General features: G+C 67.9%; 26 protein-coding genes. 15 read left to right on the forward strand and 11 right to left on the reverse strand.

Annotated elements, in window-relative coordinates:
- Positions 1–75: 75 nt before the first annotated feature.
- Together J7654_RS06080 and J7654_RS06085 are read right to left on the reverse strand one after the other, a co-directional pair.
- Positions 76–612 (reverse strand): GNAT family N-acetyltransferase, encoded by a 537-nt coding sequence (locus J7654_RS06080; RefSeq protein WP_209740267.1) that lies wholly within the window; start codon positions 610–612, stop codon positions 76–78.
- Positions 613–729: 117 nt separating this feature from the next.
- Positions 730–1,353: a glutathione S-transferase family protein gene (locus J7654_RS06085; RefSeq protein WP_209739043.1), complete on the reverse strand. Its 624-nt coding sequence runs from the start codon at positions 1,351–1,353 to the stop codon at positions 730–732.
- Between the two features lie 43 nt (positions 1,354–1,396).
- Between J7654_RS06085 and J7654_RS06090 the strand changes: the two genes are divergently transcribed.
- The gene (locus J7654_RS06090) at positions 1,397–1,963 is read left to right on the forward strand and encodes a helix-turn-helix domain-containing protein (RefSeq protein ID WP_209739045.1); all 567 of its coding nucleotides are present in this window, start codon (positions 1,397–1,399) and stop codon (positions 1,961–1,963) included.
- Between the two features lie 85 nt (positions 1,964–2,048).
- On the opposite strand, the gene J7654_RS06095 is transcribed toward J7654_RS06090, so the two are convergent.
- Complete coding sequence (locus J7654_RS06095) at positions 2,049–2,798, reverse strand: TrmB family transcriptional regulator (protein ID WP_245195681.1); 750 nt, start codon at positions 2,796–2,798, stop codon at positions 2,049–2,051.
- Between the two features lie 394 nt (positions 2,799–3,192).
- Here J7654_RS06095 and J7654_RS06100 point away from each other — a divergent pair, with 394 nt between their 5' ends.
- The 5 genes from J7654_RS06100 to J7654_RS06120 all read left to right on the forward strand — a co-directional run bounded on the left by J7654_RS06100 (position 3,193) and on the right by J7654_RS06120 (position 7,701).
- Positions 3,193–3,954, forward strand: coding sequence for an ABC transporter permease (locus J7654_RS06100; RefSeq protein ID WP_245195682.1), 762 nt, complete (start codon positions 3,193–3,195; stop codon positions 3,952–3,954).
- A gap of 9 nt (positions 3,955–3,963) precedes the next feature.
- On the forward strand, positions 3,964–4,809 hold the full coding sequence (locus tag J7654_RS06105) for an ABC transporter ATP-binding protein (protein ID WP_209739050.1): 846 nt from the start codon (positions 3,964–3,966) through the stop codon (positions 4,807–4,809).
- Positions 4,806–5,858, forward strand: coding sequence for an ABC transporter substrate-binding protein (locus J7654_RS06110; protein WP_209739052.1), 1,053 nt, complete (start codon positions 4,806–4,808; stop codon positions 5,856–5,858). Before J7654_RS06105 ends, J7654_RS06110 begins: the two co-directional genes overlap by 4 nt.
- A gap of 111 nt (positions 5,859–5,969) precedes the next feature.
- Positions 5,970–6,725, forward strand: a complete 756-nt coding sequence (locus J7654_RS06115) for a flavin reductase family protein (RefSeq protein ID WP_209739054.1) — start codon at positions 5,970–5,972, stop codon at positions 6,723–6,725.
- A 1-nt stretch (position 6,726) separates the two neighbouring features.
- The gene (locus J7654_RS06120) at positions 6,727–7,701 is read left to right on the forward strand and encodes a carbon-nitrogen hydrolase family protein (RefSeq protein ID WP_209739056.1); all 975 of its coding nucleotides are present in this window, start codon (positions 6,727–6,729) and stop codon (positions 7,699–7,701) included.
- Positions 7,702–7,800: 99 nt separating this feature from the next.
- On the opposite strand, the gene J7654_RS06125 is transcribed toward J7654_RS06120, so the two are convergent.
- Positions 7,801–8,697: a LysR family transcriptional regulator gene (locus J7654_RS06125; protein WP_209739058.1), complete on the reverse strand. Its 897-nt coding sequence runs from the start codon at positions 8,695–8,697 to the stop codon at positions 7,801–7,803.
- Positions 8,698–8,858: 161 nt separating this feature from the next.
- On the opposite strand from J7654_RS06125, the gene J7654_RS06130 reads away from it, so the two are divergent.
- Positions 8,859–9,461, forward strand: a complete 603-nt coding sequence (locus J7654_RS06130; protein ID WP_209739060.1) for a nuclear transport factor 2 family protein — start codon at positions 8,859–8,861, stop codon at positions 9,459–9,461.
- A 155-nt stretch (positions 9,462–9,616) separates the two neighbouring features.
- Here J7654_RS06130 and J7654_RS06135 read toward each other — a convergent pair whose 3' ends face one another.
- Positions 9,617–10,327, reverse strand: coding sequence for an SDR family oxidoreductase (locus J7654_RS06135; RefSeq protein ID WP_245195683.1), 711 nt, complete (start codon positions 10,325–10,327; stop codon positions 9,617–9,619).
- A gap of 38 nt (positions 10,328–10,365) precedes the next feature.
- Between J7654_RS06135 and J7654_RS18510 the strand changes: the two genes are divergently transcribed.
- Positions 10,366–10,506 (forward strand): hypothetical protein, encoded by a 141-nt coding sequence (locus tag J7654_RS18510; RefSeq protein ID WP_425340254.1) that lies wholly within the window; start codon positions 10,366–10,368, stop codon positions 10,504–10,506.
- A gap of 213 nt (positions 10,507–10,719) precedes the next feature.
- Complete coding sequence (locus tag J7654_RS06145; RefSeq protein WP_209739062.1) at positions 10,720–11,763, forward strand: aldo/keto reductase; 1,044 nt, start codon at positions 10,720–10,722, stop codon at positions 11,761–11,763.
- 30 nt (positions 11,764–11,793) lie between these two features.
- On the opposite strand, the gene fdhE is transcribed toward J7654_RS06145, so the two are convergent.
- From fdhE to J7654_RS06175, 6 genes are all read right to left on the reverse strand, one after another.
- Positions 11,794–12,660, reverse strand: a complete 867-nt coding sequence (fdhE, locus tag J7654_RS06150; protein ID WP_209739064.1) for a formate dehydrogenase accessory protein FdhE — start codon at positions 12,658–12,660, stop codon at positions 11,794–11,796.
- Positions 12,657–13,322, reverse strand: a complete 666-nt coding sequence (locus J7654_RS06155; RefSeq protein ID WP_209739065.1) for a formate dehydrogenase subunit gamma — start codon at positions 13,320–13,322, stop codon at positions 12,657–12,659. Before J7654_RS06155 ends, fdhE begins: the two co-directional genes overlap by 4 nt.
- A 13-nt stretch (positions 13,323–13,335) precedes the next feature.
- The gene (gene fdxH / locus J7654_RS06160; RefSeq protein ID WP_209739067.1) at positions 13,336–14,220 is read right to left on the reverse strand and encodes a formate dehydrogenase subunit beta; all 885 of its coding nucleotides are present in this window, start codon (positions 14,218–14,220) and stop codon (positions 13,336–13,338) included.
- The gene (fdnG, locus tag J7654_RS06165) at positions 14,217–17,309 is read right to left on the reverse strand and encodes a formate dehydrogenase-N subunit alpha (protein ID WP_209739069.1); all 3,093 of its coding nucleotides are present in this window, start codon (positions 17,307–17,309) and stop codon (positions 14,217–14,219) included. The genes fdxH and fdnG overlap by 4 nt, the downstream gene beginning before the upstream one ends.
- Positions 17,310–17,522: 213 nt before the next feature.
- Positions 17,523–18,857, reverse strand: a complete 1,335-nt coding sequence (locus tag J7654_RS06170; protein ID WP_209739070.1) for an NAD(P)/FAD-dependent oxidoreductase — start codon at positions 18,855–18,857, stop codon at positions 17,523–17,525.
- 290 nt (positions 18,858–19,147) lie between these two features.
- On the reverse strand, positions 19,148–19,837 hold the full coding sequence (locus J7654_RS06175) for a GntR family transcriptional regulator (protein WP_209739072.1): 690 nt from the start codon (positions 19,835–19,837) through the stop codon (positions 19,148–19,150).
- A 74-nt stretch (positions 19,838–19,911) separates the two neighbouring features.
- On the opposite strand from J7654_RS06175, the gene J7654_RS06180 reads away from it, so the two are divergent.
- From J7654_RS06180 to J7654_RS06205, 6 genes are all read left to right on the forward strand, one after another.
- Entirely contained in the window at positions 19,912–20,562 is a 651-nt protein-coding gene (locus J7654_RS06180; RefSeq protein ID WP_209739074.1) for a GntR family transcriptional regulator, read from the forward strand.
- A gap of 111 nt (positions 20,563–20,673) precedes the next feature.
- A complete protein-coding gene (locus J7654_RS06185) occupies positions 20,674–21,501 on the forward strand; it encodes an ABC transporter substrate-binding protein (protein WP_209739076.1) in 828 nt (275 codons plus the stop codon).
- Between the two features lie 64 nt (positions 21,502–21,565).
- Positions 21,566–22,258 carry an amino acid ABC transporter permease gene (locus tag J7654_RS06190; RefSeq protein ID WP_209739078.1) on the forward strand — a complete coding sequence of 231 codons (693 nt, stop codon included), beginning with the start codon at positions 21,566–21,568 and terminating at the stop codon, positions 22,256–22,258.
- 18 nt (positions 22,259–22,276) lie between these two features.
- Complete coding sequence (gene dapA / locus J7654_RS06195; protein WP_209739080.1) at positions 22,277–23,173, forward strand: 4-hydroxy-tetrahydrodipicolinate synthase; 897 nt, start codon at positions 22,277–22,279, stop codon at positions 23,171–23,173.
- A 7-nt stretch (positions 23,174–23,180) separates the two neighbouring features.
- Positions 23,181–26,102, forward strand: coding sequence for an FAD-dependent oxidoreductase (locus tag J7654_RS06200; RefSeq protein WP_209739082.1), 2,922 nt, complete (start codon positions 23,181–23,183; stop codon positions 26,100–26,102).
- The gene (locus J7654_RS06205; RefSeq protein ID WP_209739083.1) at positions 26,099–26,827 is read left to right on the forward strand and encodes an amino acid ABC transporter ATP-binding protein; all 729 of its coding nucleotides are present in this window, start codon (positions 26,099–26,101) and stop codon (positions 26,825–26,827) included. The genes J7654_RS06200 and J7654_RS06205 overlap by 4 nt, the downstream gene beginning before the upstream one ends.
- Positions 26,828–26,836: the final 9 nt, after the last annotated feature.

Consider the following 26,836-nt stretch of genomic DNA (forward strand, 5'->3'; position numbering starts at 1 on the left):
GCGGCGCCGGGCGCACGGCCCGCCACCCCCTGCCGGCCCGCACGTCGGCGGACGGGGCGGCCTGCCCTGCCGGGATCAGGCGGCCGGGGGCAAGTGCGGGGGAGGGGGCGCCTCCCCCGCGTCCAGCCGTAAATACATGAACTCAAGGTCGAGCCAGCGGCCGAACTTGGTTCCGACCTCCTCGAGCCGCCCGGCGCGCTCAAATCCCAGCCTCTCGTGCAGGCCGATCGAAGCCGCGTTCCCGGCCTCGATTCCCGCCACCATCACATGCTTGCCGCACAGGCGCGCGCGCTCGATGAGCGCGACCATCAGGCTCTTCCCGATGCCCCGGCCCCGGGCATCGCTGCGGACATAGACGGAATGCTCCACCGTGTGCCGGTATCCGTCGAAGGCCCGCCAGTCGCCGAAGGAGGCGTAGCCGCACACGCAGCCGGTCTCGTCCAGGCAAACCAGCACCGGATAGCCGCTGGCCTGCCGCGCGGCGAGCCATTTTGCCCTGTCGGCGGCATCGACCGGCGTCTCGTTCCAGATCGCGGTCGTGTTGGCCACGGCGTCGTTGTAGATGCCCATGATCCCCTCCGCATCACCGGCATGGGCATCGCGCAGCTCCATCATGGTCCTTTCCACCATCGTGGTATGATATGATAATATATTATAACGAGAGATGGAGCTGTCAATCGAATGCCGCAGAGGCGGGCGGGGCTCGCCTCGCGGCCTGAACGGGATGGGTCAGGGGATGCTGTCGCTGCCGTGCACCTGGAATGCGGGACGCTCCTTGAGGCGCGCGTAATAGGCGTCGAGGGCCGGGGAGGACGGGCGCGGGATCGGGCTCATGCGCCAGCGGTGAACCGAAAGGCCCAGCACGATGTCGGCGAGGGTGAAGGCGCTTCCGGCGGCGTAGGCGCCCGTCGCCGTCAACTGCCCCTCGAGGATGCCCATCGCCCTGTTCCATTCCTCGATGCTCTGCTCGATCATCCGCGCGTCCTGAAACCGCGGGTTCAGGCGCACGAGGCCGAGAAAGGCATGGCGCCAGGCCACGTTCAGGTCCGAGGCCTGCCAGTCCATCCACTGCTCGACGAGGGCACGGTCCCGGCCGCCCGGCGGGAGGAGGTCGGCGCGGCCGTGCCGGCCGGCGAGATAGCGGCAGATGGCGTTGGACTCCCAGAGGACGCCCTCCTCGTCCTGGATGACGGGAACCTGGCCGTTGGGGTTGAGGGCGAGGAAGTCGGGCGTGCCGGTAGGCCGGTAGCCGTTTCCCCAATCCTCGCGATCATAGGCGAGGCCGATCTCGTCGCATGTCCACAGAACCTTTCGGACATTGATCGAGGACATCCGTCCCAGAATGCGCAGCATCGTTTCGCTTCCCCTTCCGGCGATCGTTCACCATAGTGGCACGATGGACGATCATGACGACATCGACAAGCGCATCGGGGCCCGCATCAGGATCGAGCGGGAGAGCCGGGGCTGGTCGCTTGCGGAACTGGCCCGCAGGGCGTCGGTCTCCCGCGCCATGATCCACAAGGTGGAGCACGGGCAGAGCAGCCCGACGGCCAACCTGCTCGGCAAGCTGTCGGGCGCGTTCGGGCTGAGCATGTCGCGGCTCATGGCGCGGGCCGAGCTTCCCCACGGCCGCCTGCTTCGCAAGGCGGACCAGCCTGCATGGACCGATCCCGAGACGGGCTACGAGCGCCGCCACGTCTCGCCCAGCTCGGACATGCCGCTGGACCTCGTGAATGTCGTCCTGCCGGCGCAACGGCATGTGTCCATGCCGGCCTCGGCCTATATCTTCCTCCGCCAGCTCGTCTGGGTGCTGGAAGGGGAGCTCGTCTTCCTGGAAGGCACGGTCCGGCACGAGCTGCGGGCGGGCGATTGCCTCGAACTCGGCGCGCCGGCCGATTGCGAGTTCCGAAACGAGACGACCGCCCCCTGCCGCTACGCCGTCGTCGTTCTACGCAACCCCTGAACCCGCGCCACCGCCAGCGTTCGACGGGCGATGGCGACGGTGCGGGCAGGTCTGATCCAGACGTTTCTTGCCCGTCATGCCTCGATCAGGGTTCGGGATGCGTGGGGGTGCTCATGCTCCACATCGCATCGAACATGGCAGCCTGGAACACTGCGAACTCCGCGCTGTCGATGATCAGGCCGTAGCTCTCGCGCGCCGAGGAGATCATGCACACCTTGTTGCCGTAGACGAACGAGGTCATCGCCAGCGTGTATTGCGACGGCGCGTAACGCAGCTCGCGCTTCTCCTCCCTGCTCGACGGCCAGATCGGAATGATGTCCCGCTCCTGCGACCGGATCACCCGCAGCCATATGCCCCGCCGCGCCCTTTCGGCCAGATAGCCGCCGATCTCGTCCAGTCCCGGCTCCGCCATCAGCTCCCTCATGGACAGCGTCGCGCGCAGCACCGTTTCCTCGCCGGCCAGGGTGTCCCACAGGGCAGCCCTGATCCCCTCCGGGCCGGGGTGGAAGCGCACGTTCGGCTGTCCGCTTTCGTGATGATACATCGAGCGCAGCACCGGCATCACCTCGTCGAGCATCTGGCGACGCGCCTCCAGCCTCTCGAGCAGGATGCTCGGGTCGCGCGCGACCACGAAGCGGCGCCGGCCCTCGTCCACGAACTTGACCAGCCCCTCCTCCTCCAGCTTCGCCAGCGCGTCATGGGCGGTGGTGCGGGCGAGACCCGCGCGGGCCGCGATCTCGGCGACGGACGCACCGCCGAGGCTGATCGCCGTCAGGTAGAGCTTGTAGAGCGTGCCGGTGATCCCAACGCGGGCAAGCTTGTCCTCAAGATTCACGATCGATCTTCCTTCCTGCTCGCGGACGGGCATGTCCCAATTCGCCGGAGTTATCAATGTCGGTTTCTTCCGACAAATGTCAAAATCGGCATCTCATTAATTAGGCATATTCCGCCGATATAGCGCCAAAAAAACAGACAATATGGAATTTACGTTCGAAAATTCCCCGATAATGTAACAAAATTCTGAATTACAAAATGTCGATATATGCCGACATTTTGCTCTTGCTGTAGTGCGGCATGTTGAGGATGATCAGGGCGCGCCGAGGAGGCGATCTCCTTGCGCACAATCGTGAAGCTTACAGGCATAACGAGAGGTTGCCATGTCAAAGGGCATCGGAACACCTGTCCTGCCGGGTGGCGCCGGCCGAACGGCCTGGCCGGCGGGGGCGCGAATGCTGAACGGAAGGGCCGCCCGGGGGGCGATCGGCCTCTTCGCCTTCTTCGCCGTCTGGCAGGGCCTGACAAGCTCCGGGATCGTCGATGGCTTCCTTCTGCCCTCACCCTTCGCGGTCGCGGGCGCCCTGTGGCAGATGGCCCTCGACGGATCCTTGTGGGTCCATCTCGGCGCCAGCCTCCAGCGTGTCGCGGTCGGCTTCCTTCTGGCGTGCATCGTCGGGCTGGCGCTGGGCTTGCTCTGCGGTTGGTGGCGGGCGTTCTCGGACTATATCCGCCCGGTGGTCGAGGCGCTCCGGCCCATCCCGCCGCTGGCCTGGATTCCCATCACCATCCTGTGGTTCGGTCTCGGGGATGCCGCCTCCTACTTCCTGGTTTTCCTCGGAGCGGTGTTTCCCGCTTTCCTGGCCACTTACACCGCGGTGAGGGGACTGGATCGCAACCAGATGAACGCCGCCCTGTGCCTGGGCGCCGGCCCCTGGCAGTTGCTGCGGGACGTGCTGATCCCCGCTTCCCTCCCTATCATTCTGCCGGGCCTGCGTATCGCTCTGGGCATCGGCTGGATGTGTGTCGTGACGGCCGAGCTGATCGCCGCCCAGACGGGCCTCGGCTACCTGATCCAGCAATCGCGCATGCTGTTCCAGATCAACAACGTCGTAGCCGGCATGGTGACGATCGGCCTCGTCGGCTTCGCCATGTCCGCCCTTCTCGAACAGGTCGAGCGCCGGGTGAACGCCTGGGCGCCCTCCGAGCGTCTTTGAGGTAGCGACATGAACAGCGCCGTGACTTCCATCGTCCCCGTCGCCGGGCGGGGCCCCGGTCCCATCGAGGGTCCCGTCCAGATCAGCATCCAGAACGTCGGCAAGATCTATGGCGACCCCAACGCCGAGAGCGCGGTCGTTGCCCTCGACGGGGTGACGCTCGGTGTGCGGCGCGGGGAGTTCATTTCCCTGCTCGGCCCCTCGGGATGTGGAAAGTCCACGCTTCTGGGCATCGTCGCCGGCTTCCAGCCGGCCTCGAGCGGGCAGGTTCTCCAGGATGGGCGGCCGATCACCAGGCCCGGCCCCACGCGAACCGTCGTCTTCCAGGACTACGCCCTGTTCGGGTGGATGACGATCCAGGCGAACATCGAGTTCGGCCTCAAGGCGAAGGGCCTGTCGAAGCGCGAGCGCGGCGAGGTTGCCCGGTCTCTGATCGATACCGTCCGGTTGACGGGTTTCGAGGACAAGTACCCTCACGAGGTGTCTGGCGGCATGAAGCAGCGCGCGGCCATCGCCAGGGCGCTGGCGCCCGATCCCGACATTCTCCTGATGGATGAGCCCTTCGGCGCCCTCGATGCGCAGACCCGTGTTCTCCTGCAGGAGGAAATCGCCCGCATCTCATCGGAGGCGGGAAAGACCGTCCTCTTCGTCACCCACGGCATCGAGGAAGCGGTCTTCCTCGCCGACCGCGTGGTGGTCATGAGCCCGCGGCCGGGACGGGTGCGCGAGGAAGTGGCCGTCCCGCTTCCCCGGCCGCGCACCGCTGAAATGAGATCCGACCCCTGGTTCGTCTCCACCGTCAACGAACTGTGGGAGACGCTGAAACCTGAATGGCAGAAAGGAGAACAGGAATGACGATGAACATGTCGCGTCGTCGGTTCGGCCAGTTGGCCGCCGGCCTTGCCGCTTCCGCCCCGCTGATGACCCCCGCGATCCTGCGCGCGCAGGAGGGCGATCTGGTGCGGATGTGCTGGTTCAACACCACCACGGTTTCGGCCCAGATCGCCCACGTCCTCATGCGGACCGACATCGCCGCCCGCAACGGGCTGCGCGTGGAGATGCTGCAACTGAACGCCTCTCCGGCGATCAACGAGGCCCTCGTGTCGGGCGCGGGCGATATCGGCACCCTGTCGGACTTCGCGGCTGTCACCACCATGGCCGTCGGGGCGCCCGTGACCACCGTCTCGTCCCAGGCCCGGTTCCGCTCGGCCATTCTTGCGACCACCAATTCCGGCATCACGCAACTCTCGGACCTGAAGGGCAGGCAGGTCTACGGCACCTTCGGGATCACAGCGTTCCAGAACGCCCAGGAGGCGGTGCAGAGCGTGGGGCTGGCGCCGGGGCGGGATGTCGATTTCGTCAATATCGGCCCGGCGGAACTGGCCGACGCCGTCGGTTCGCAGAGGATCGACGCCTTCTTCACCTACGATCCCTTCGTGACCTTCTTCGAGGATGCGGGCTTTGCCAGCGTCGTCTCGCAGAACCTGACGCCGGTCATCGTCCTGACCGCGCGCAGCGAATTCGTCGACGAGCGCCCCGACGTTTTGAAGCGCTTCCTGAGGGCGAACTCCGAGGCGCTGTTCTTCGCCAGCCAGAATCACGACCTCGCCAATGGCTGGTTCCGTTCGCTCGAGCCGGCCAAGAACATTCCCGAGCATGTCCTCCAGACGGCGTCGAGCTACGATCCGGCCTGGAGCGCACAGTCCTTCACCGACGTCAGGGCGGCGCTCTCGGGCGAACAGATCGACCAGATGCAGACCCTTGCCGACTGGGGTGCTGAAGCCAGTCTTCTTCCCCGCGCGCCCGAGGTCTCGCAGTTCGTCAACACGGCGATCGCCGAGCAGGTGGATGCCGAGGCGGCCACGAGAGGCTTCGATCCTTCGACCGTGACGATCACCGGCTAGCAGTCGAGGCGCGCCGGTCCTCTGCCGGGAGCGCGCAGGAACCTGCCGGCGCGCCGCAGGCGTGTCCTTGCTGCGACGATGAGGGCTGGAAACGTAGGGGATGCGGGACGCATGCTGGGGAAGAATGGGGCGCGGACCACGCCGGCGTCCGGCGGGCACGAGCAGGCGGAACAGGCCGGGCGACAGGCGCAGGCGAGCGCCGGGCCAACGCGTCACTTCGACTTTTCCTCCCTTTCCGGCCCGGAGCGCTACCGGCTGCTGACCTCGTCCATCATGCCGCGGCCCATCGCCTGGGTTGTGACCTGTGCGGCCGATGGGGGGATGAATGCCGCTCCTTATTCGTTCTTCAACGTCTTCGGGGCCGATCCGCCGGTGCTGGCCATCGGCATTCTTCCCGGTCCCTGCGGTCGCAAGGACACTGCCGCCAACATCCTGGCAACGCGCGAATTCGTCGTCAATCTCGTGCCTTTCGCGTTGGCGCGGGAGATGAGCGCGACCAGCGTCGAGGCGCCCCCGGAGGTGGACGAACTGGCGCTGGCCGACCTTGCCACGCTGCCGAGCTTGGCCGTCCGACCCCCGCGCATCGCCTTGTCGCCCGTCACCTTCGAGTGCCGGCTGACCCATGGCCTGGAGACCGGCACCGACCAGTTCCTGATGGTCGGCGAGGTGCTGCACGCCCATTTCGCGCAAGGCGTCCTCACCGGGAATCCGGACCGGCCGCGCATCGACGCTGCGGCACTGGACCTCGTCGGCAGGATGCACGGGCCGGCGACCTATGCCCGTACGAGAGAGACTTTCGAGATGGCCCGGCCCGCATGGCGCGACAGCGCGGAGACGCAGGGCAGGGTGGATAAAGAGGACGATTGAAATGACGAAGATAAAGGTCGCGGCGGTGCAGGCTGCCACGGTTCCCTTCGACGCAGCCGCCGCCACGGAGCGCACCGTCGCCCTGATCGGCGAGGCGGCGGCTGCCGGCGCCGTGGTGGCCGTCTTCCCCGAGGCGTTCATCGGCGGCTATCCCAAGGGCCTCGACTTCGGTTGCTGCATCGGCCGGCGAACGAGCGAGGGGCGCGCCGACTTCGCTCGCTATGTGCGGGGGGCCATTTGCGTGCCGGGACCGGAAGTCGATGAACTCGTCGCGGCCTGCGCGCGTCATGGGCTATACGCCGTGGTCGGCATCATCGAGCGTGATGGCGGCACCCTCTACTGCACGGCCCTGTACCTCTCGCCGGCTGGCCTCCTGGGCACCCATCGCAAGGTCATGCCCACCGGTGCGGAGCGGCTCGTATGGGGGTTCGGCGACGGATCGACCCTGACCGTGGTGGACACGCCGCATGGGCGGCTGGGCGGCGCAATCTGCTGGGAGCATTACATGCCGCTCATGCGAGCGGCCTATTACAGCAAGGGCGTCCAGCTCTGGGCCGCCCCGACGGCCGACGATCGCGAAAGCTGGGTCGCCACCATGCGCCACGTTGCGATGGAGGGGCGGTGCTTCGTGATCGGCGCATGCCAGGTCATGCGGCGGTCGGACTACCCGGACGATTACGCAAGCCGGATCGAGGTGGCGCCGGACGACTGGCTCATGCGCGGGCGCTCGGTCATCGTCGGCCCCCTCGGCGACATTCTGGCAGGCCCGCTCCTCGATGAGGAAGGCATTCTCACCGCCGAGATCGATCTCGACGAACTGATCGGCGCACGGCTGGATTTCGATCCCGTGGGGCATTACGCGCGGCCCGACATCTTCAGGCTGACGGTCAACGAAGCGAGCTGCTCGCCGGTCGTGTCATCCGGTCGCCGCGATATCGCTGCGGAGCGCGGGCCAACGAGCCAGCCGCAGCTCTGAACCCGTTCGCGTGTCGCCGTCCCAAGCCTTGCCGGGGATGCTTCCATGAGGCGCTCTTTCAGGAGTCCCGGGCCCGGAGAGCCCGTCGAAGGAGGCGTTTCATGGCGAAAGCTCCTTGCGAAGGGCTTCCATGAACATTTGCGTGCGGACCGGAAGGAGCCTTCGGCCCGGTATGATGGCCCATATGGGAATGCGGGCCTGATGCCAGTCCGTCAGGATTCTGACCAGGGAACCGGATCGCACCATCTCCGCGACGAGATGGTTGGCCAGCGGCGCGATGCCGGCGCCGTTCATCGCCATGTGCATCAGCACGCCGGGTGAGTTGGCGGTGACACGGCCCTGCGCGACCCCCTCCCAGCTTTCCGTTCCGGATGCGAGCTTCCAGCCGGGCGCCTCCCCGATCCGCTGGGTGAGGTGCAGGGCCTCGTGGAAGACGAGATCCTCCGGGCGCGACGGCGTTCCGCGGCTCTCCAGATAGCCCGGTGACGCATAGAGGCCCATCTCGATCGTGCCGATCCGCCTGGCGGCAAGGGTGGCGTCGTCCTGGAGGTCTCCGATGCGGACCGCCAGGTCGAAGTTCTCCGTGATCGGATCGACGCGACGCCGCGAGACGTCGATGTCGACGGAGAGCTTCGGATAGGTCGCCATGAAGCGTGTGATCAACGAAGCCAGCATGTCGGCCGTGAAGTCCGTCGGGATGGATATCCTCAATCGGCCGCGCGGTTCGGACGTTCCCGTCTGGACGAGATGGCCCGTCGCCTCCACCTCCGCCGCCACCTGCCTCGCATGGATGAGAACCGCGCCGCCGAGGTCTGTGAGGGCGATCGTGCGGGTGGTCCGGTGCAGGAGCTTCTCGCCGAGACGGCTTTCCAGAACCATGATGCGCCTGGAAATCGTGGAATGGGGAATCCGCAGACGCTCGGCGGCTTTCTTGAAGCTCCCCTCCTGCGCCACGAAGGAGAACATGATCAGGTCGTTCGGATCGATGCCTTCCATTCTTCCTTCCAGTGAACCGCTGTCGGCGCGCAGCCTGAACTCACTGATTATATCATATGCGGGATTCTGAAACCCGATATCGGGTCTTTATGCCAATCTACATCAGAGTACATTCTCCTCATCGGCAGCCTGTCGCTGCCTTGCAAGTTGGAGAATCTACCATGTCCGGCACCAAATCCCGCAGAAGCCATCTCCTCGCCACCGCCCTCGCCGCCACGCTCTCCGTCGCCGCCTATGCCGGCGCGGCGTCCGGTGCCGCTGCGCAGACCAGCAGCGCCGAGGCCCAGTCGGCGGCGTCCCTGGCCGTGGTCATGGACTTCCTGTCCAACACCGCGCCCGACAAGGTGGAGGCGGCTGCCGAAAGGCTGGTGGCGCCCGACGCGACCTATGTCTCGCTCAACTTCGAAAACCCGGAACTGAAGAAGATCCTGCCCTGGGCGGGTACCGATCAGGGGCCGAAGGCCTATAGCGGCACTTTCCTGCGAGTGGCCGATTACTGGAACATCGAGGACTTCACCGTTACCGATCAGATCGCCTCGGGTGAGGATGTCGCCATCTTCGGCAAGTTCACCTACCGTTCCGTCACCCTCGGCCATGTCTTCACCTCGCCCTTCTCGATCCATGCGAAGGTGCGCGACGGCAAGATGACCTACTTCCAGTTCATGGAAGACACCTATGCCTCCGCCGGATCGTTCCGCCAGTCCGGCTCGTGGACGGTGAAGACCACCGAGGATTCGGCACCGCTCGAGGTCGGCGCGGAGTAATCGACCCTCGACCGTCGGCCCTGGCGTTGGCCCCTTCGGGGCCTCCGCCCGGGCATGGGTCGACATCCTGCGCGCCACCCTCGACGCTGACCGCCCGGCGGCGAGCCATGGCCCGCCGGATATTGCCAGCCCATGGCTGCGAGCGTCCCCGGCGCTCAGATCATGCCGCCATTGGCGCGCAGCACCTGGCCGTTGATCCAGCCGCCATCCGGGCCGGTCAGGAAGGACACGGCGGCGGCGATGTCCTCGAGCGTGCCAAGGCGTTCGAGCGGGCTCATTTTGGCCATGCGCTCGACCAGCTCGGGCGACTTGCCGTCGAGGAACAATGCGGTCGCGGTCGGCCCCGGCGCCACGGCGTTGATGGTGATGCCGCGGCCTCGCAACTCCTTGGCCAGGATACCGGTCAGCGCCTCGACCGCGGCCTTGGTCGCGGCATAGATGCCGCAGGTCTCCAGCTTCAGCCCGACGACGCTGGTGGAGAGGTTGACGATCCGCCCGCCGTCCTGAAGCCGCCGGGCCGCCTCGCGCAGCGTGTTGACCGTGCCCTTGAGGTTGATGGCGATCTGGCTGTCGACCAGCGCGTCGTCCGACTGCGCCATCGGGGCCAGCCTCATGATCCCGGCATTGTTGACCAGGATGTCGATGCCGCCGAAGGCCGCCTCGGCGCTGTCGAACATCCGAGCCACGGCGGCCGCATCGCCGACATCGGCCTGATGGGCCGTCGCCTGACCGCCCGAACGGACGATATCGGCGGCCAGTTCCTCGGCGGCGGCGACAGAGCCGGCGTAGTTGACGATGACGCGATGGCCATCGGCGGCGAGGCGGCGCGGATGGGCCTCGGGCTGATCCAGATTCCGCGCTACCACGCCGAGGCGCTCTGGCGTCTGGTGATCTGGTCGAGATCCTGCCCCATTGTCCGCCATCGCCGACGCCGGTCTCGCTGCTCTACCCCAGGAACCGGCAGCTCTCGCCACGGGTGCGGGTGTTCATGGACTGGCTGAGGGCCCAGATGCCCGCCCAAGCCCGCAGCAGCGCATCGGCCTGACCGGGCCGGGGGATTCACGTGAAACGGCCGTCCGCGGGCGGTCCCCTGGGGCGGAAGCCCTGCGGCATCAGTTCGGGGATGTGCTGGAAAACCTTGGATGAAGCGCAAGGCATCAAAGCCTTGCGTATCGGCGCGGTCTGGCGCCAATCTTCTGAGAGCGCGATGCCCGGACATTTCCCGGCCGGCGATCCCATCCAGGCAAAGGAGCCCTCCATGCGCTACCGTTCCCTCGGCCCGAGCGGGCTTCTCGTTTCCGAGCTTTGCCTCGGCACCATGACCTTCGGCGGCAGCGAGGGCATGTGGGGCCAGATCGGCCGGTTGCGGCAGGACGAGGCCGATACGCTGGTCAAGACCGCCGTCGATGCCGGCATCAACTTCATCGACACCGCCAATGTCTATGCCGGCGGGGAAAGCGAGCGCATTCTCGGCCAGTCGATCCGCAATCTGGGGCTGGCCCGCCAGGATCTGGTGGTCGCCACCAAGGTGCTCGGCCCCATGGGCGAGGGGCCCAACGCGCGCGGCGCCTCGCGCTACCATATCCTCGAACAGGCCAAGGCCAGCTTGCAGCGGTTGCAGCTCGACCATATCGACCTTTACCAGATCCACGGCTTCGATCCGCTGACGCCGCTCGCCGAAACGCTGGAGGCGCTGGATACGCTCGTGCGGCACGGCCATGTCCGCTATGTCGGCCTCTCCAACTGGGCGGCCTGGCAGATCGTCAAGGCGGTGGGCATCGCGGAGGCGCGCAGGCTTGCGCCGATCATCTCCCTTCAAGCCCATTACACGCTCGTCGGGCGTGATCTGGAGCGCGAGATCGTGCCCATGCTGAAGTCCGAGAAGATCGGGCTGATGGTGTGGAGCCCGCTGGCCGGCGGCTTCCTCTCCGGCAAGTACAGCGGCGGCAGCACCGCCAATGCCGAGGGCCGGCGCGCGAGCTTCGATTTCCCGCCCGTCGACATGGAGCGCGGAGACGCGGCCATCGAGGCAATGCGCGCCATTTCGCAGGCCAAGGGCTGCTCCGTCGCGCAGGTGGCGCTCGCTTGGCTGCTGCACCAGGAGGTCGTGACAAGCGTCATCGTGGGCGCCAGGCGGGTCGAGCAGCTCGAGGACAACATCGCCTCCACGCAGGTGCAACTCTCGCGTGAGGATCTGGACGCGCTCGACGCCGTCACGAGGCTTCCGGCCGAATATCCGGGCTGGATGCTGGAACGCCAGGCGCAGTACCGCGCCCCGTTCCTGACGCCGCCGGGGAGGTGAGGCCGGGCGGCCGGCCCTGTCGCGCTGCGTTCAGCCGGGGAGGGCGTAGGGGTTGAAGCCCGTCCTGCCGTAGCCCTCTGCCGTGGCCGCCTCGTCCAGCGCGAGGCTGGCGAGGTCGTCCGCCACCACCTCCGCCTCGGGGTCCCGCTCCTGCGAGACGACCTTGAGATAGCCCCCGCAATGTCCGCAGCTTTCGGCGCGCACCACGGCCTCGGGCGATTCGAAGCTCAGATAGTCGAGCTGCCCGGCATCGCCGCAACTGGAGCACTTGGCGCGGACCATGTGCCATTCGCATTCGCACAGGGCGCAGTGCAGATAGCGCAGCCCCTGCCGGTCGCCCGTGTGGATCAAGCTCGCGACCGGCGCCGTGCCGCAGATCGGGCATTGCGCATGTTCCTGCGGGCCGGACGCCCGCAGCGGCGCCGCGCGGGCGGCGAGCGCCACCTCCAGCGAGAGCGCCGCCCACAGGAAGGGCGCGATGGCGGCCGGCACCGCTTCGAAGCGCCCCTCGGCCAGAGCCAGGCCGAAGCCGATGCGCGCCGGCAGCGGCAGGGCGGCAAGCTCGCCCAGATGCGGCGCGACCGGCCCGGGAGCAACGGATGCCAGGTGTTCGAGCAGCGTGTCGAGGTGACGTGACCAGTGCCCCTCGCGCGCGATGGCCGCCGGCTCCACGCCGGTGCGCTCGCGCGCCTCGCTCCCGGCGATCCCGGCCTGCGCCTGCGCTGTCGCGGCGGCAAGGCGCAGATAGTCGGCCAGTTCGTGCCCCTCGGCCAGCGCCCTCAGGCGCTGCGCGCGGGCGATGTAGAGACTGGCCAGATCCGGGCGCAGCACGGGGTCGAAATGGCGGGAGGCGGCTTCCGGCGGGACCGAGGAGCGCAGGGCGGGCGGCTGGCTCATGTCTCGCTGCCCTTCGCCCGGGCTTCCTTGGCCGCCAGCTCGTCATACCAGCGGTCGTGATGCTGATGCACCCATCGGCGGGAGACATAGCCCGTCACCATGCCCTTGATCGAGCCGCGCACCCAGATCGCCAGATAGATGTGCCCGAGGATCAGGAGGATCAGCCCGATGCCGGCGACCGAATGCGCCAGGATCGCCAGGCGCAGCACGGGGATGGAGAAAAGATGCGAGAAATGGGCCCGCCACATGACGATGCCGGAGAGCATGAGAACGATGATGGACAGCATGATCAGCCAGAAGAGAACCTTCTGGCCGGCATTGTACTTGCCGATCCGCAGGGGCTGCGCGTGATCGTTCAGGAGCACGCCCTTGACGTTGCGAAACCAGATCGCGTCCGTGCGGGCGGGCAGATTGTACTTCACGAAGCGCACGAACATGTAGCAAAGGCCGGCGAACACGGCGATGCCGAGGAAGGGATGCAACATGCGCGCCATCTGCGGCGTGCCCAGAAACCCGCTCAGCCACGAGAAGGACGGGTAGAACCAGGACAGGCCGGAGGTGGCCGCCAGGAAGAAGCAGATCACGATCGCCCAGTGGCAGAGCCGCTCAGAGAACTTCGTGCGCAGAATCCTGTCCTGCCCGCCTTTCGAAGAATGTGCCATCTGCGCTCCTTCCTCAGCCCCGCCCGTCCGGGAACGGGCCGTCCTCGTCCGTGGTGTTGGGGCCGACGCCCACGAAATGCGCCACCATGCCGGCCACGGCCGCGGCGCCCGCCACCGCCGCCACGGGCTTCAGCACGTCCTTCCAGCCCGCGACGACCGGGCTGATCTTCGGGTCCTTCGGCAGGCCCGCATAGCGCTGCGGGTCGTCGGCATGTTGCAGCACATACATCACATGCGTGCCGCCGACGCCCTCCGGGTCGTAGAGGCCGGCATTCTCGTAGCCGCGCTCGTTCAGCTCGCTCACGCGGGTCGCGGCAAGGTCCTTCATCTCCTCCTTGGAGCCGAAGGCGATGGCGCCGGTCGGGCAGGTCTTGGCGCAGGCGGGAGACTGGCCCACGGCCAGCCGGTCCGAGCACAGCGTGCACTTGTAGGCCTTGTGGTCCTTCTGCGAGATGCGCGGGATGTTGAACGGGCAGCCGGCCACGCAATAGCCACAGCCGATGCAATGGTCGCTCTGGAAGTCCACCACGCCGTTGGCGTATTGCACGATGGCGCCGGGCACCGGGCAGGCCTTGAGGCAGCCGGGGTCCGCGCAATGCATGCAGCCGTCCTTGCGGATCAGCCATTCGAACGTGCCGGCCTCGTCGTCATGTTCGGTGAAGCGCATCAGCGTCCAGCTATCCGGCGAAAGATCGCGCGGATTGTCGTAGACGCCGACATTCTCCTCCACCTCGCCGCGCAGGTCGTTCCACTCGTTGCAGGCCACCTGGCAGGCCTTGCAGCCGATGCAGATCGACACGTCGATGAGCTTGGCGACCTCCATCTGGTGGTCGCGGATCTGCGGGCCGGGGGTCTGCGCGTTCGTGGCCGAGCGGCGCACGATGTTCTGCGAGTTCATGCCAGCGCTCCTTCCGCCTTCTCCACGTTCACGAGAAAGGCCTTGAACTCGGGCGTCTGCGAGTTCGCGTCGCCGACCCCCGGCGACAGCGTATTGGCCAGATAGCCCTTGCGCGTGGCGCCCTCGAAGCCCCAGTGGCAGGGGATGCCGATCTGCTCGACCTCCTGGCCGGCCACGGTCAGCGTGCGCATGCGCTTGGTCACCACCGCCTTGGCGGTGATGTAGCCGCGCTTGGTGGAAACCTTCACCGTGTCGCCATGGGCGATGCCCTTGGAGGCCGCCAGGTTCACCCCGATCTCGATGAACTGCTCGGGCTGGAGCATGGCGTTGAGGTGGCTGTGCTTGGTCCAGTGGCGGAACAGCTCGGTCACGGAATAGGTCGTCGCCACATAGGGGTAGTCGTCGCGGTTGCCCATGCGCTGCGCGTCGTTCTGGAAGATGCGCGCGGTCGGGTTGTGCGTCACCCGCTCATGCAGCGGGTTCTTGGCGATCGGGCTCTCCACCGGCTCGTAATGCTCGGGGAAGGGGCCGTCGTTCATTCCCCGCTCGGAGAACAGGCGGCCCATGCCTTCCGGCAGCATGATGAAGGGCAGGGCGGGGCTGCCCGGCGGCAGGTTCGCGGGGAAGTCCGGCACGTCGGAGCCGGTCCATTTCTGCCCGTCCCAATGAAGGATCTGGCGATGGGGGTCCCAGGGGTTGCCCATCTCGTCCATCGAGGCGCGGTTGTAGAGCAGCCGCCGGTTCGCCGGCCAGGCCCATGCCCAGCCCGGCGTGTTGCCGAGCCCGGTATCGGTGTTGTCGCGGTTGGCCATCTGGTTGCCGGCCTCGGTCCACGAGCCGGTGAAGACCCAGCAATAGCTCTGCGTGGTTCCGTCGTCGCGAAGCTGGGCGAAACTGTCGAGAAGCTGGCCCTTGCGCAGGATCTGGTTGCCGTTCTCGTCGAACACGTCCTCCAGCGCGTAGCCGTTGGCCTCCCTGGCCATCTCTTCCGGGTGCGGGAAGGAGGGGTCGTGATAGGTGTCCGCGTCCCACGTCATGTGCAGCACCTGCTCGGGGCAGGCGCCGCCTTCTTCCGCGTAGAGCCGGCGAAGCTCCATCATGATGTCGCCGAGGATCTTGGGGTCGTGGCGCGCCTCGCCCGGAGGCTCCTGGCCCGCGAAGTGCCATTGCAGCCAGCGCCCCGAATTGACGATGGCCCCGTCCTCCTCCGCGAAGCAGTTGGAGGGCAGGCGGAAGACCTCGGTCATGATCTCCTCGGTCTTCACGTCGTTGAAGCGCCCCTCGTTGCGCCAGAAATTCGACGTCTCCGTCACCAGCGGGTCGATGACCACGAGGAATTTCAGCTTCGAGAGCGCTAGCGAGGTCTTGTTCTTGTCCGGCATCGCGGCCAGAGGGTTGAACCCTTGAGCGATATAGCCGTTGACCTTGCCCTCGTACATCATGTCGAAATAGGCCAGCATGTCGTAGCTGCGGTCCCATTTCGGCAGGAGATCGAAGTCGAAGTCGTTCTCGCGCGTGGCATTCCTGCCGTAGAGGTTCTTCAACAGCGAGATGAAGAATTTCGGCGTGTTCTTCCAGTAATTGACCTGGCCGGGCAGCACGTCGCGCGGCGTCGTCTCCTCCAGATACTGCCCCAGCGTCTGCTGGTCGTCGGAGGGCAGGTTCATGTAGCCCGGCACCCGCAGGGAGAGGAGGCCGAGATCGGTGTAGCCCTGGATGTTGGAATGGCCGCGCAGCGCGTTCACGCCGCCGCCCGCCATGCCGATATTGCCGAGCAGGAGCTGGATCATCGCCGAGCCGCGGATGATCTGCGCCCCGCCCGTATGGTGCGTCCAGCCGAGCGCGTAGAGCCAGGTCAGCGTCCTGTCCTTCGCCGCGCACGAGCCCACGATCTCGGCGATGCGCAGGAAGTCCGCCTGTTTGACGCCGGTGATGTCCTCGACCACCTCGGGCGTGTAGCGGTCGACATGGCGGCGCAGGAGTTGCAGCACGGAGCGCGGATGCGTCATCGTCGGGTCGCGAAGCGCGTTGCCCTCCTCGTCCGTCTCGTAGGTCCAGGAGGATTTGTCGTAAACGCGCGTTTCAGGGTCGAAGCCGGTGAAGACGCCCTCGTCGAAGCCGTAATCCTCGCGCACGATGAGCGAGGCGTTGGTGTAGGCGCGCACATAGTCGTGCTGGATCTTGTCGTTCTCCAGCAGCCACCGAACCATGCCCATCAGGAACGCGGTGTCGGAGCCCGCGCGGATGGGCGAGAAGATGTCGGCCACCGCCGCCGTGCGGTTGAAGCGCGGATCGACGACGATGACCTGGGCCTTGTTCTTGATCTTGGCCTCGATCACCCATTTGAAGCCCACGGGATGGGCCTCGGCCGGGTTGCCGCCCATGACGATCACGACATTGGCGTTCTTGATGTCGACCCAGTGGTTGGTCATCGCGCCGCGCCCGAAGCTGGGCGCCAGCGCCGAGACGGTGGGCGCGTGGCACAGCCGCGCCTGACAGTCGAGGCCGAGCATTCCGAGCGCGCGGGCGAACTTGAAATCGAGCACGCCCGTCTCGTTGGAGGCGGCCGAGGAGGCGAGGAAGCCGGACGAGAGCCAGCGGTTCACGAGCTGGCCGCGCTCGTTGCGCTCGATGAAATTGGCGTCGCGATCGTCCTTCAGGAGCCGCGCGATGCGCTTGGTCGCCTCGTCCCAGGAGATGCGGACCCACTCGCTCGATCCCGGCGCCCGGTATTCCGGGTGGATCAGGCGGTTCTTCGAATGGATCATGTCGAGCAGGCCCGCCCCCTTGGGGCAGAGCGAGCCGCGGCTGACCGGGTGGTCCGGGTCGCCCTCGATGTGGAAGATGCGCGGCTTGGCGTTCCGCGCCCCGTCGCCCAGCGAGTACATCAGGATGCCGCAGCCGACCGAGCAATAGGTGCAGTTGTTGCGCGTTTCCTTGGCCCGCAGCAGCTTGTAGGGCCGCACCGACGCGCCCGCCTGCGCCTCGGCCGTGGAGAGGCCCAGGGCCGTCGCCGTGGCGGAGGCCGCGCCCACGCCCAGAATCTTGAGGAACTGGCGTCTGCCGAGTTGGAATGCGCTGCCGCTCATCCTGCCTGCCTTTCGGAACCGTTCAGGCAGCAGACGCATTTCGGAGGTATGCCACCCTTAGTTTTGAGCGGCTATAAAGTGCGGGACATTTCGCCGCAACGCATCAAAATGTGAAAAAGGCGCAGCGCAAGCTGCGGGCCAGAATATGAACGGCTCCAACGCCTGATTTCGCAGCCGCGCGTACACCGGCCCGGTTCCATGACGACAGTGCGTTCACACCTCCGGTCGCCCTGCCTCGGCCGATGCTTCCTTGCGCTTCACCCGGAGGCGCAATGCCTGCCCGCCCTGCGTGATCAGGCGCGAGCTTCGTTGGTTGCGCGTGTGAATCCACAGCCAGCTCAGGGCGACGCTGACCCGGTTGCGCACCCCGATCAGGAAGTAGATGTGCGCAAGGCCCCATATCCACCATGCCAGCGCCCCGCGCAGCTTGACGCGGCCGAAATCGATCACCGCGAGGCGTTTGCCGATGGTGGCGAGGCTCCCCTGATGGCGATAGCGGAAGGGCGCGCCGCCGGGCGCCCCTTCCAGACGCCGGCGGATGGCGGCGGCCACATACGCCCCTTGCTGCTTGGCGGCCGGCGCGATCCCGGGAACGACCCCGCCCTCCGGCATCGCGATGGCGGCCGTATCGCCGATGATGAAGATGTCCGGGTGGCCGGGCACGGTCAGGTCGGACTCCACGATCGCGCGGCCGGCGCGATCCGCCCTGGCGTCCACCCATTGGGCGGCGCGGGAGGCCTGCACGCCGGCCGCCCAGACGATGGTGGCGGCCGGGAGCCGGTTGCCGCCGTAGGTCACTCCGTCCTCGGTGCATTGCGTGACCGGCGCGCCGAGCTGGACCTCCACGCCGAGCTTCTCCAGCGAGCGGTGGGCGTAGTGCGACAGCTCCTCGGCGAAGGCGGGCAGGATGCGCGGCCCCGCCTCGATCAGGACGACGCGCGCGGTGCGCGTGTCGATCGACCGGAACTCGCGCACGAGGGTGTCCTGCGCCAGTTCCGCGATCGTCCCGGCCATTTCCACGCCGGTGGGGCCGCCGCCGATGACGACGAAGTTCAAGAGGGCCTGCCGCCGCTCGGGGTCGCTCTCGCGCTCGGCTTCCTCGAAGGCCAGCAGGATGCGCCGGCGGATCGTCGTGGCGTCCTCCAGCGTCTTCAGCCCCGGCGCGACGCTCTCCCATTCGTCGCGGCCGAAATAGGCGTGGCGCGCGCCGGTGGCCAGGACCAGCGTGTCGTAGGGCAGGGATGCGCCGTCTTCCAGAAGCACGCTGCGGCCCTCCTTGTCGACGCCCTCCACCCTTGCGAGCAGCGTGCGCACATCGGGCCGGTTGCGCAGGAGATGGCGGATCGGCCAGGCGATTTCCGATGTCGCGAGGGAGGCGGTCGCGACCTGGTAGAGCAGCGGCTGGAAGAGGTGGTGGTTGCGCTGGTCCACGAGGGTGATCTGGACCGGGGCGCCGCCGAGCCGGTGCACGGCTTCCAGGCCCCCGAACCCCGCCCCGACGACGACGATGCGGTGGGCTGCGGGCGATATGGCGTTGGACGAGGTCATCGACCCTGCTTCCTCATTGATCCCGACCGTGACGAGGCGAGCGCGACGATCGGGCAGCTTATGCGCGCCCCCGACGCCGCCGGCACGAGCGGCTTCGGCAAGCCGCGACGGACGGAGCCGTATGCCGGCCGCGCGCAGCAAGACCAGCGTAGGGCATCGGCATGGCTGTTACAGAGCCCTACGGGGAGCGTCAACGCGTGCGAACCACCTCACGCGCCGCCCTCCGGCGCCCGCGTCGATCCGCCGCGCCACCCCTGATGGGGGCCGCCCGACGGCCCATGGCCGACGCGTCAGAGCGTGCGGCGTGCAAAGTCGATGAGGCTTTGCACGTGGGAGGCGACGGCCAGGCGCGTTTCCTCCGGGTCTTCGGCCTGGAGGGCCTCCACGATCCGCAGATGCTCGGTGGAATCGGGAACGAGCCGGTCCTTGAGCTGGTCGATCTCGAAGAGGCGGGTGGTGGTGCGCAGGTCGCTCAGTACGCGCCCCATCACGGCGTTACGGCAGTGTTCGATGATCGTTCCGTGCAGATTGTCGTCCGATTCCCAATGGGCGTCGGTGTGGTAGGCGGTCGCGCTCATCAGTTCGAGGATCTCGCGATGGACCGCGACGAGGCGCTTGCGCGGAATATGGCCGAGCGCCCGAACAGCCGCCTCCGGTTCGATCAGCAGGCGCAAGTGCAGGCTCTGGAGATATTCGCCCAGATCGACGCGGCGCACGACGTAGTTGCGCCCGTCGCCCTTGTGCACGAGGCCTTCGCCCTCCAGCCGTTGCAGGGCCTCGCGCATGGGCGTGCGCGAGATGCCGAGCGTTTCGGCGAGCTTGACCTCCACGATCACGTCGCCCCCGCGAAGGCGGCGATGGCGGATCATGTCGGACACCGAGCGATAGGCGAGATTGGCGAGGTTGTGCGCGCGCGCGGCCCCGCTCGCCGCGCCGGTTCCCCTGGCCGTTCCCGCCTCGTCCGCTGCCGGTGCGCTCATATCCACCTCTTGACCCGCCATGACCTTTGAACGGTATGCCACTTGTCTTCAATAGCATTCACGAAGGGGCGACGATGAGCAGCGAAGCGGACGGACAAGGCGGAAGCCAACTGGCCGACCAGGCCTATCGCCATATCCTCAATGCCATCCTCTCCGGCCGCATGCCGGCCGGAACACCCGTGCAGGAGCGGCGGCTCGCCTCGCAGCTCGGCGTTTCGCGCTCTCCCATGCGCGACGCGCTCGGGCGGCTGGCGGGGGAGGGGCTCGTCGTGCGCGGCAACACGGGCGCCCTTACCGTGCGCGCCATCAGCCTGCGCGACTATTTGCAAAGCCTCGACATGCGCATGCTGGTGGAGCCGAGCGCGGCGGCCCTGTGCGCCGAATCGCTCGACGCCGGGGATCTGCGGCGCCTCGCCGCGGCGCTGGCCGCGATCGAAGCGGCGCCGGATGCCGCGCCCGAGGCGCGGCTTGCCTTCGACGACGATCTTCACGAGACCATCGCCCGCCGCTGCGGCAATCCCTTCATGGAGCGCACGCTGCGCGAGATGCGCCGCTACACCACCATCTACGAGCGCCAGGCCGGGCGCATCGGGGCCTCGCAGGCCGATGCGAAGGAGCACGGCGCGATTCTGGAGAGCCTTGCCGAACGGTCTTCGGCGGGGGCGCGCCGGGCCATGGAGCAGCATCTGAAGGCGATCCGCGAGCGCGTCCTGCAGGAATTCTGAGCCACGGGCCGGAAAGCGGCTTGAAGCACGCAGCGCATTGCTGCATGATAGTGGTATACCAATTATATGCGAATGCTCCTTCCCGATCATCGAACCTTCAGGATCCGATCCATGCAGCTGCGCGTATCCCTCCTTGCCGTCCCGCTTCTGCTGGCCGGCGTCTCGCTCTCCCACGCTCAGGAGTGCACGCCGCGCGTCGCCGATGGCGACCTCATCAAGCCCGGCACACTGGTGATGTCCACCAATCCGACGCTTCCCCCGCTCCAGTTCATCGATTCGTCGGGCGAGCTGAAGGGGATGCGCGTCGAGCTGGGCACCGAGATCGCGCGTCGCCTGTGCCTCGAGCCGGAATATATCCGCATCGAGTTCTCGGCGATGGTGCCGGGCCTCCAGTCGGGCCGGTGGGACATGATCAACACGGGCATCTTCTACACGCCCGAGCGCGCCGCCATCATGCAGATGATCCCCTACGAGAACCAGGCGATCAGCATCTCCACCTCCACCCGGTCGGGCGTGCGGATCGAGAAGCTCGACGACCTGGCGGGCCTTTCGGTGGGCGTGGAGATCGGCGGTTTCGAGGAGAATCAGGCCAAGGCCATCGACGCGGAGCTGCGCGAGAAGGGCCTTGACGGCATGACGATCCGCACCTTCGACAATTTCGCCCTCGCCTATCAGGCGCTGCGCGCCGGGCAGGTGGACGCGATGGTGTCCATCGACGGCGTGGCGGAGGAATACGCCAGGCGCGGCGATTTCGACCGCGCGATCGGCGGCTTGCGCCCCACCCCCGTCGCGCTCGCCTTCCAGAGCCGCGCGCTCGCCGAGGCGGTGGGCGAGGTGCTGGAGGAGATGCGGGCCGACGGATCGTTCCAGGCCCTGTTCGACGAATACGGCGTCTCGGCGCTGGACGGCGAAATCGAGGTCCACGGGCCGTCCAACTGACGCAGGAGAAGGGTTCGCGGCATCGGCCGCGAACCGCCCCCGCCCTGAAACATGAGGTTCGCGCATGCTGAACTGGAGCTGGTCGGGATTCTTCGGCTACCTCGTCAATCCGTTCATCCTCCAGGGCGTGTTCACCACGCTCTGGTTGACCGTGGTGGCGATCCTGGCCGGGCTCGTGCTGGGCTTCTGCATCGCCATGATGCGGCGCTCGCAGAACCGCGTCGTCTCGGCGGCGGCGCGGGTCTACATCTGGCTGTTCCGGGGCACGCCGCTCCTCGTCCAGCTCATCGTCATCTACACCGCGCTGCCCGAGCTCGGCATCCGCTTCAACGTCTGGCAGGCGGCGCTTCTGGGCCTCGTCCTGAACGAGGCGGCCTATCTGGCCGAGATCGTGCGCTCGGGCATCGAGGCCGTGCCGAAGGGGCAGGTCCGCGCGGCGCGGGCGCTGGGCATGCGCGAGCGCCAGATCATGCGCTACATCGTGATGCCGCAGGCGCTCAAGATCATCATCCCGCCGCTCGGCAATTCGGTGAACGGCCTTCTGAAGACGACCTCCGTCACCTCCGTCATCTCGATGGAAGAGCTTCTGCGCCGCACCCAGGTGCTGATCCAGGAGCGCTTCGAGGTGCTGGAGCTGTTCACCGTCGCCGCCCTCTACTACCTCCTCCTCACCACCTTGTGGGACATCGTCCAGCGCCGCATCGAAAAGCGCTTCGGCCGGTCCGACCAGCCGCTCGCCGCCGGCGAGCAGCGCTGACATCCAATGGAAAGATCCATGCGCAAAGCCTTTCGCGGCGTCTTCACCGTCATGATCACGCCCTTCGACGCGCAGGGCGAGCTCGACCTTACAGCGCTCGCCGCCTTCACCGACTGGCAGATCCGGGAGGGAATCCACGGCCTCATCCCGCTGGGCTCCACGGGCGAGTTCCTCTCCCTGGCCGAGGAGGAGCGCGTGGCGGTGGCGCGCACCGTCATCGAAACGGCCGCCGGCCGCGTCCCCGTGCTCGTGGGAACGGGGGCCGAGGACACGCGCGAGGCCGTCCGGCTGACGCGCCAGGCGCAGGAGATGGGCGCCGACGGGGCGATGATCATCCCGCCCTTCTACTCCACGCCCACCGACGAGGAGCTGGTGCACCATTATCGCACCATCGCGGCCGCCGTCACCATCCCCATCATGGTCTATAACAACCCGGCCACGGCCAATGTGGACCTGAAGCCCGACCTCGTGGCGCGCATCGCCGGGATCGAGGGCTGCGACTACATCAAGGAATCGACGCTGGAGGTGACGCGCGTGCGCGACATCATCCGCAAGGCCGGCAAGGACATGACCGTCTTCGGCGGCATTCTCGGCTTCGAATCCTTCGTGGAGGGTGCGCAGGGCTGGGTGGCGGTGGCGTCCAACGTCGCGCCGGGTCCCATGGCCCGCATCTTCGAGCTGGTGGCGGACGAGAACCGCATCGCCGAGGCACGCGAGCTCTATCTCGAATGGCTGCCGCTCATCGAGGCGGTCGGCGGCCATTTCTATGTCGCCGGCACCAAGGCGCTGCTGCACCATATGGGCCGCCCGGTCGGCGCCCCGCGCCCCCCGCGCCTGCCCTTGCCGGATGCGGACGACGCGCGCATGAAGGCGCTGGTCGAGCAGTTCGGCCTCGCCGCCGCGAAGGCCGCCTGAGACGGCCATGATCGAGGCGGTCCCCTCTTCCCGGCCCGGCGCCGAGGCGCGCATCAGCTTCGACGGGCATCCCGTCGCGGCCGTGCCGGGCGAGAGCGTGGCGGCCGCGCTGATCGGGGCGGGTTGGCGGGCGCAGTCTCGCGGCAAGGACGGGACGGCCCGGGGCCATTATTGCGGCATGGGCGTGTGCCATGAATGCCTCGTGGTGGTGGACGGGCAGGCCGGCCAGCGCGCGTGCCTCACCAAGGTCCGTGACGGGCAGCGGATCGAGACGCAGCCGGCGCGCCTCGACCTCGCCTCCCCGGCGCTCGCCGAGCTGACGCCCCTGCCGGAGGCGATCGAGGCGACCGAGGTCGATCTTCTCGTCGTGGGGGCGGGGCCCGCGGGCCTTGCGGCGGCGCACACCGCCGCCTCGCTCGGCGCCCGCGTGGCGGTGATCGACGAGCGACCGGCGCCGGGCGGCCAGTTCTACAAGCAGGCCCGGACGGCGCCGGCCCGCGCTCTGGGCATCGACCGGCAGATGCGGGATGGCGCCGGCCTCATCGCGGCGGTGCGCGCGCTCGGCGTTTCCTTCCACGGCGAAACCATGGTCTGGGGCGCCGAACGCGACGCGTCGGGGGGCCTCGTGATCGGCGCGATCCGCGAGGGGCGGGCCCTGCGCTACCGCCCGCGCCAGCTCGTGATCGCGACGGGCGCCTACGAGGAGCCGCTGAATGTGCCCGGCTGGACACTGCCGGGCGTGATGACCACGGGCGCGGCCCAGACCCTGCTGCGCGCCTATGGCGTGCGCCCCGGAGAGCGCGTGCTCATCGCCGGCAACGGGCCGCTGAACCTTCAGGTCGCGGCCGAGCTGCACCGCGCCGGCGCGCGGGTGGCGGCCGTCGCCGAGCGCGCGCCCTCGCCTTTCTCCCGCCCGGTCGAGGCCATGGCGCTCCTGCGCGCCCATCCCGCCCTCGCCCTTTCGGGCATCCGCCGCATCGCGGCGCTGAAGGCGGCCGGCGTCGAGATCGCCTGGGGCACGGCGCTGAAGCGGATCGAGGGAACGGATGGCGTCGAGGCGGCCGTGACGGGTTCGGATCGCGGCGAGATGCGGTTCGAGGTGGACACGGTCCTGATCGGCAACGGCTTCTCTCCGGCCAACGAATTGTCCCGCCTGCTGGGCTGCGCCCATCGAAGGGCCGGCGAGCGTCTGGAGGTCGAGCGGGACGAGAACGGCGCGACCTCGCAGCCGGACATCTTCGTGGTGGGCGAGGCGGGACGCTTCGCGGGCGCGCATGTCGCCATGGCGCAGGGGCGCCTTGCGGGGCGCGAGGCGGCGCGCCGCCTCGGACGGGCCGTGCAGGGCTCGGGCGCCGAAGAGCGCGTCGCGCGCCGCGCCCTGCGCCGGCAGGAGGCCTTCCAGCGCGCGCTCTGGACATTGTTCGAGGCCGGAGCCGCGTCCGGGGCGGAAGCCGGCGAGGGGCTGGCCTGCCGCTGTGAGGCGGTCGCCTTCGAAACCCTGCGCCAGGCGGCGAGCGGCACGGGCGGCATGGATGCGGCCGCCCTGAAGCGCCTGACGCGGGCCGGGATGGGGCGCTGCCAGTCGCGCTATTGCGGCCCGGTGCTGGCGCGCATGGGTGCGGATGGCCGCGCCGCCGCGCCGCCGCGCCTTGCGCCGCAGATGCCGCTGCGTCCGGTGCCGCTGGCGGCGCTGGCGCTGGAGAAGCCGGAATGGGGCGGCCATCGCCGCGCGCTGCTGCCGGAGCGGCAGGCGGCCGGCGCGGCCGAACCCCTGCCGCCCATGGATGTCGGCACGCTGGTGATCGGCGGCGGCATTGCCGGGCTCTCCACCGCGCTGTTCCTGGCGCGCGCCGGCGAGAGCGTGGCCGTGCTGGAACGCGGCACGGTCAATTCGGGCGCCTCGGGCGGCAATGCGGGCAGCCTGCACGCCCAGCTCCTCTCCTTCGACTACGGCGCGCGGGCCGAGGCCGGCGGCGGGCCGGCGGCCATGACCCTGCCGCTGCAACGCGATTCCATCGAGCTTTGGCGGACGCTCGAACGCGAGCTGGCCGCCGATTTCGAAATCGGCGTGACCGGCGGGGTGATGGTGGCCGAGACGCAGGAGCATCTGCGCTTCCTGGAGGCCAAGACCGCGCTGGAACGCCGTTTCGGCATCGACAGCCATGTGATCGGCGCCGACGAGCTGCGCCGCCTCGAGCCGGCCCTGTCCGAGCGCTTCCTGGGCGCGGCCTTCGCGTCCCAGGAAGGCAAGATCAACCCGCTCGTGGCCACGCACGGCGTCCGCCGCGCCGCCGAGGCCGCCGGCGCACGGGTTCTGGAGGGCGTAGAGGTGCTGGGCCTGTCGCGCGAGCCTTCCGGCGCATGGAGCGTGCGCACCCATCGCGGACTCCTTCGCGCCCCGCGCCTCGTCAACGCGGCGGGGGCCTTCGCATCGCGGATCGGGGCCATGGCCGGGCTCGACGTGCCGGTGTTCGGCGCGCCCCTGCAGATGGTGGTGACGGAGGCGGTGGCCCCGCTCGTCTCGCGGCTCGTCGCCCATGCGGGCCGGCACCTGACGCTGAAGCAGGCGTCGAACGGCAATGTCGTCATCGGCGGCGGCTGGACGGCGGCGCTCGACCCTGTGCACCAGCATCCGCGCCCGCTGCTCGACAGCCTGGAGGGCAATCTCTGGGTCGCGCAGCACGTGGTGCCCGCGCTGCGCAAGGCGCATGTCATCCGGAGCTGGGCGGCGATGAACATCAATATCGACGGGGCGCCCATCCTGGGCGAGCACCCCGGCGCGCCGGGCTTCTTCAACGCCGTCACCTCCAACGGCTACACGCTCGGGCCCCTGGTCGGGCGGATCACCGCCGCGCTCGCCACGGGCCGGGACCCGGGGCGCGACATCGAACCCTTCTCCATCGCACGCTTCGCGAAAGGCCGCTCATGATCGAGATCGACCGCGTCAGCAAATCCTACGGCCCCTACCGGGTGTTGAAGAACTGCACGACCAGCGTCGCCAAGGGCGAGGTCGTGGTGGTCTGCGGGCCCTCCGGCTCGGGCAAGTCCACGCTGATCAAGTGTGTCAACGGGCTGGAGCCCTTCGACGAGGGGTCCATCCGCGTCCACGGAATCGAGGTGGGCGATCCGGCGACGGACCTGCCGGCCCTGCGCACGCGCGTGGGCATGGTGTTCCAGAACTTCGAGCTGTTCGCCCATCTGTCGATCATCGACAATCTGACCATCGCGCAGGAGAAGGTGCTGCTGCGCAGCCGCGATCTCGCCCGGCGCAAGGCGATGGCTTTGCTCGACCGGGTGGGGCTGGCCGACCAGGCGGCGAAATATCCCGCCCAGCTCTCCGGCGGGCAGCAGCAGCGGGTGGCGATCGCGCGTGCGCTGGCCATGGACCCGATCGCCATGCTCTTCGACGAGCCGACCTCCGCGCTCGATCCCGAGATGATCGCCGAGGTTCTGGACGTGATGGTGGGCCTGGCGCGAGAGGGCATGACGATGATCTGCGTGACGCACGAGATGGGCTTTGCCCGGAACGTCGCCTCGCGCGTCATCTTCATCGACGGCGGGGAGATCGTGGAGGACCGGCCGACGGACGCCTTCTTCTCCGACGTCAGCAATCCGAGGACGAAGAGCTTCCTCGGCAAGATTCTCAATCACTGAAGGAGGCGT

It is taken from the genome of Aureimonas populi, assembly GCF_017815515.1.
In the GTDB taxonomy this organism is placed as follows: Bacteria; Pseudomonadota; Alphaproteobacteria; order Rhizobiales; family Rhizobiaceae; genus Aureimonas; species Aureimonas populi.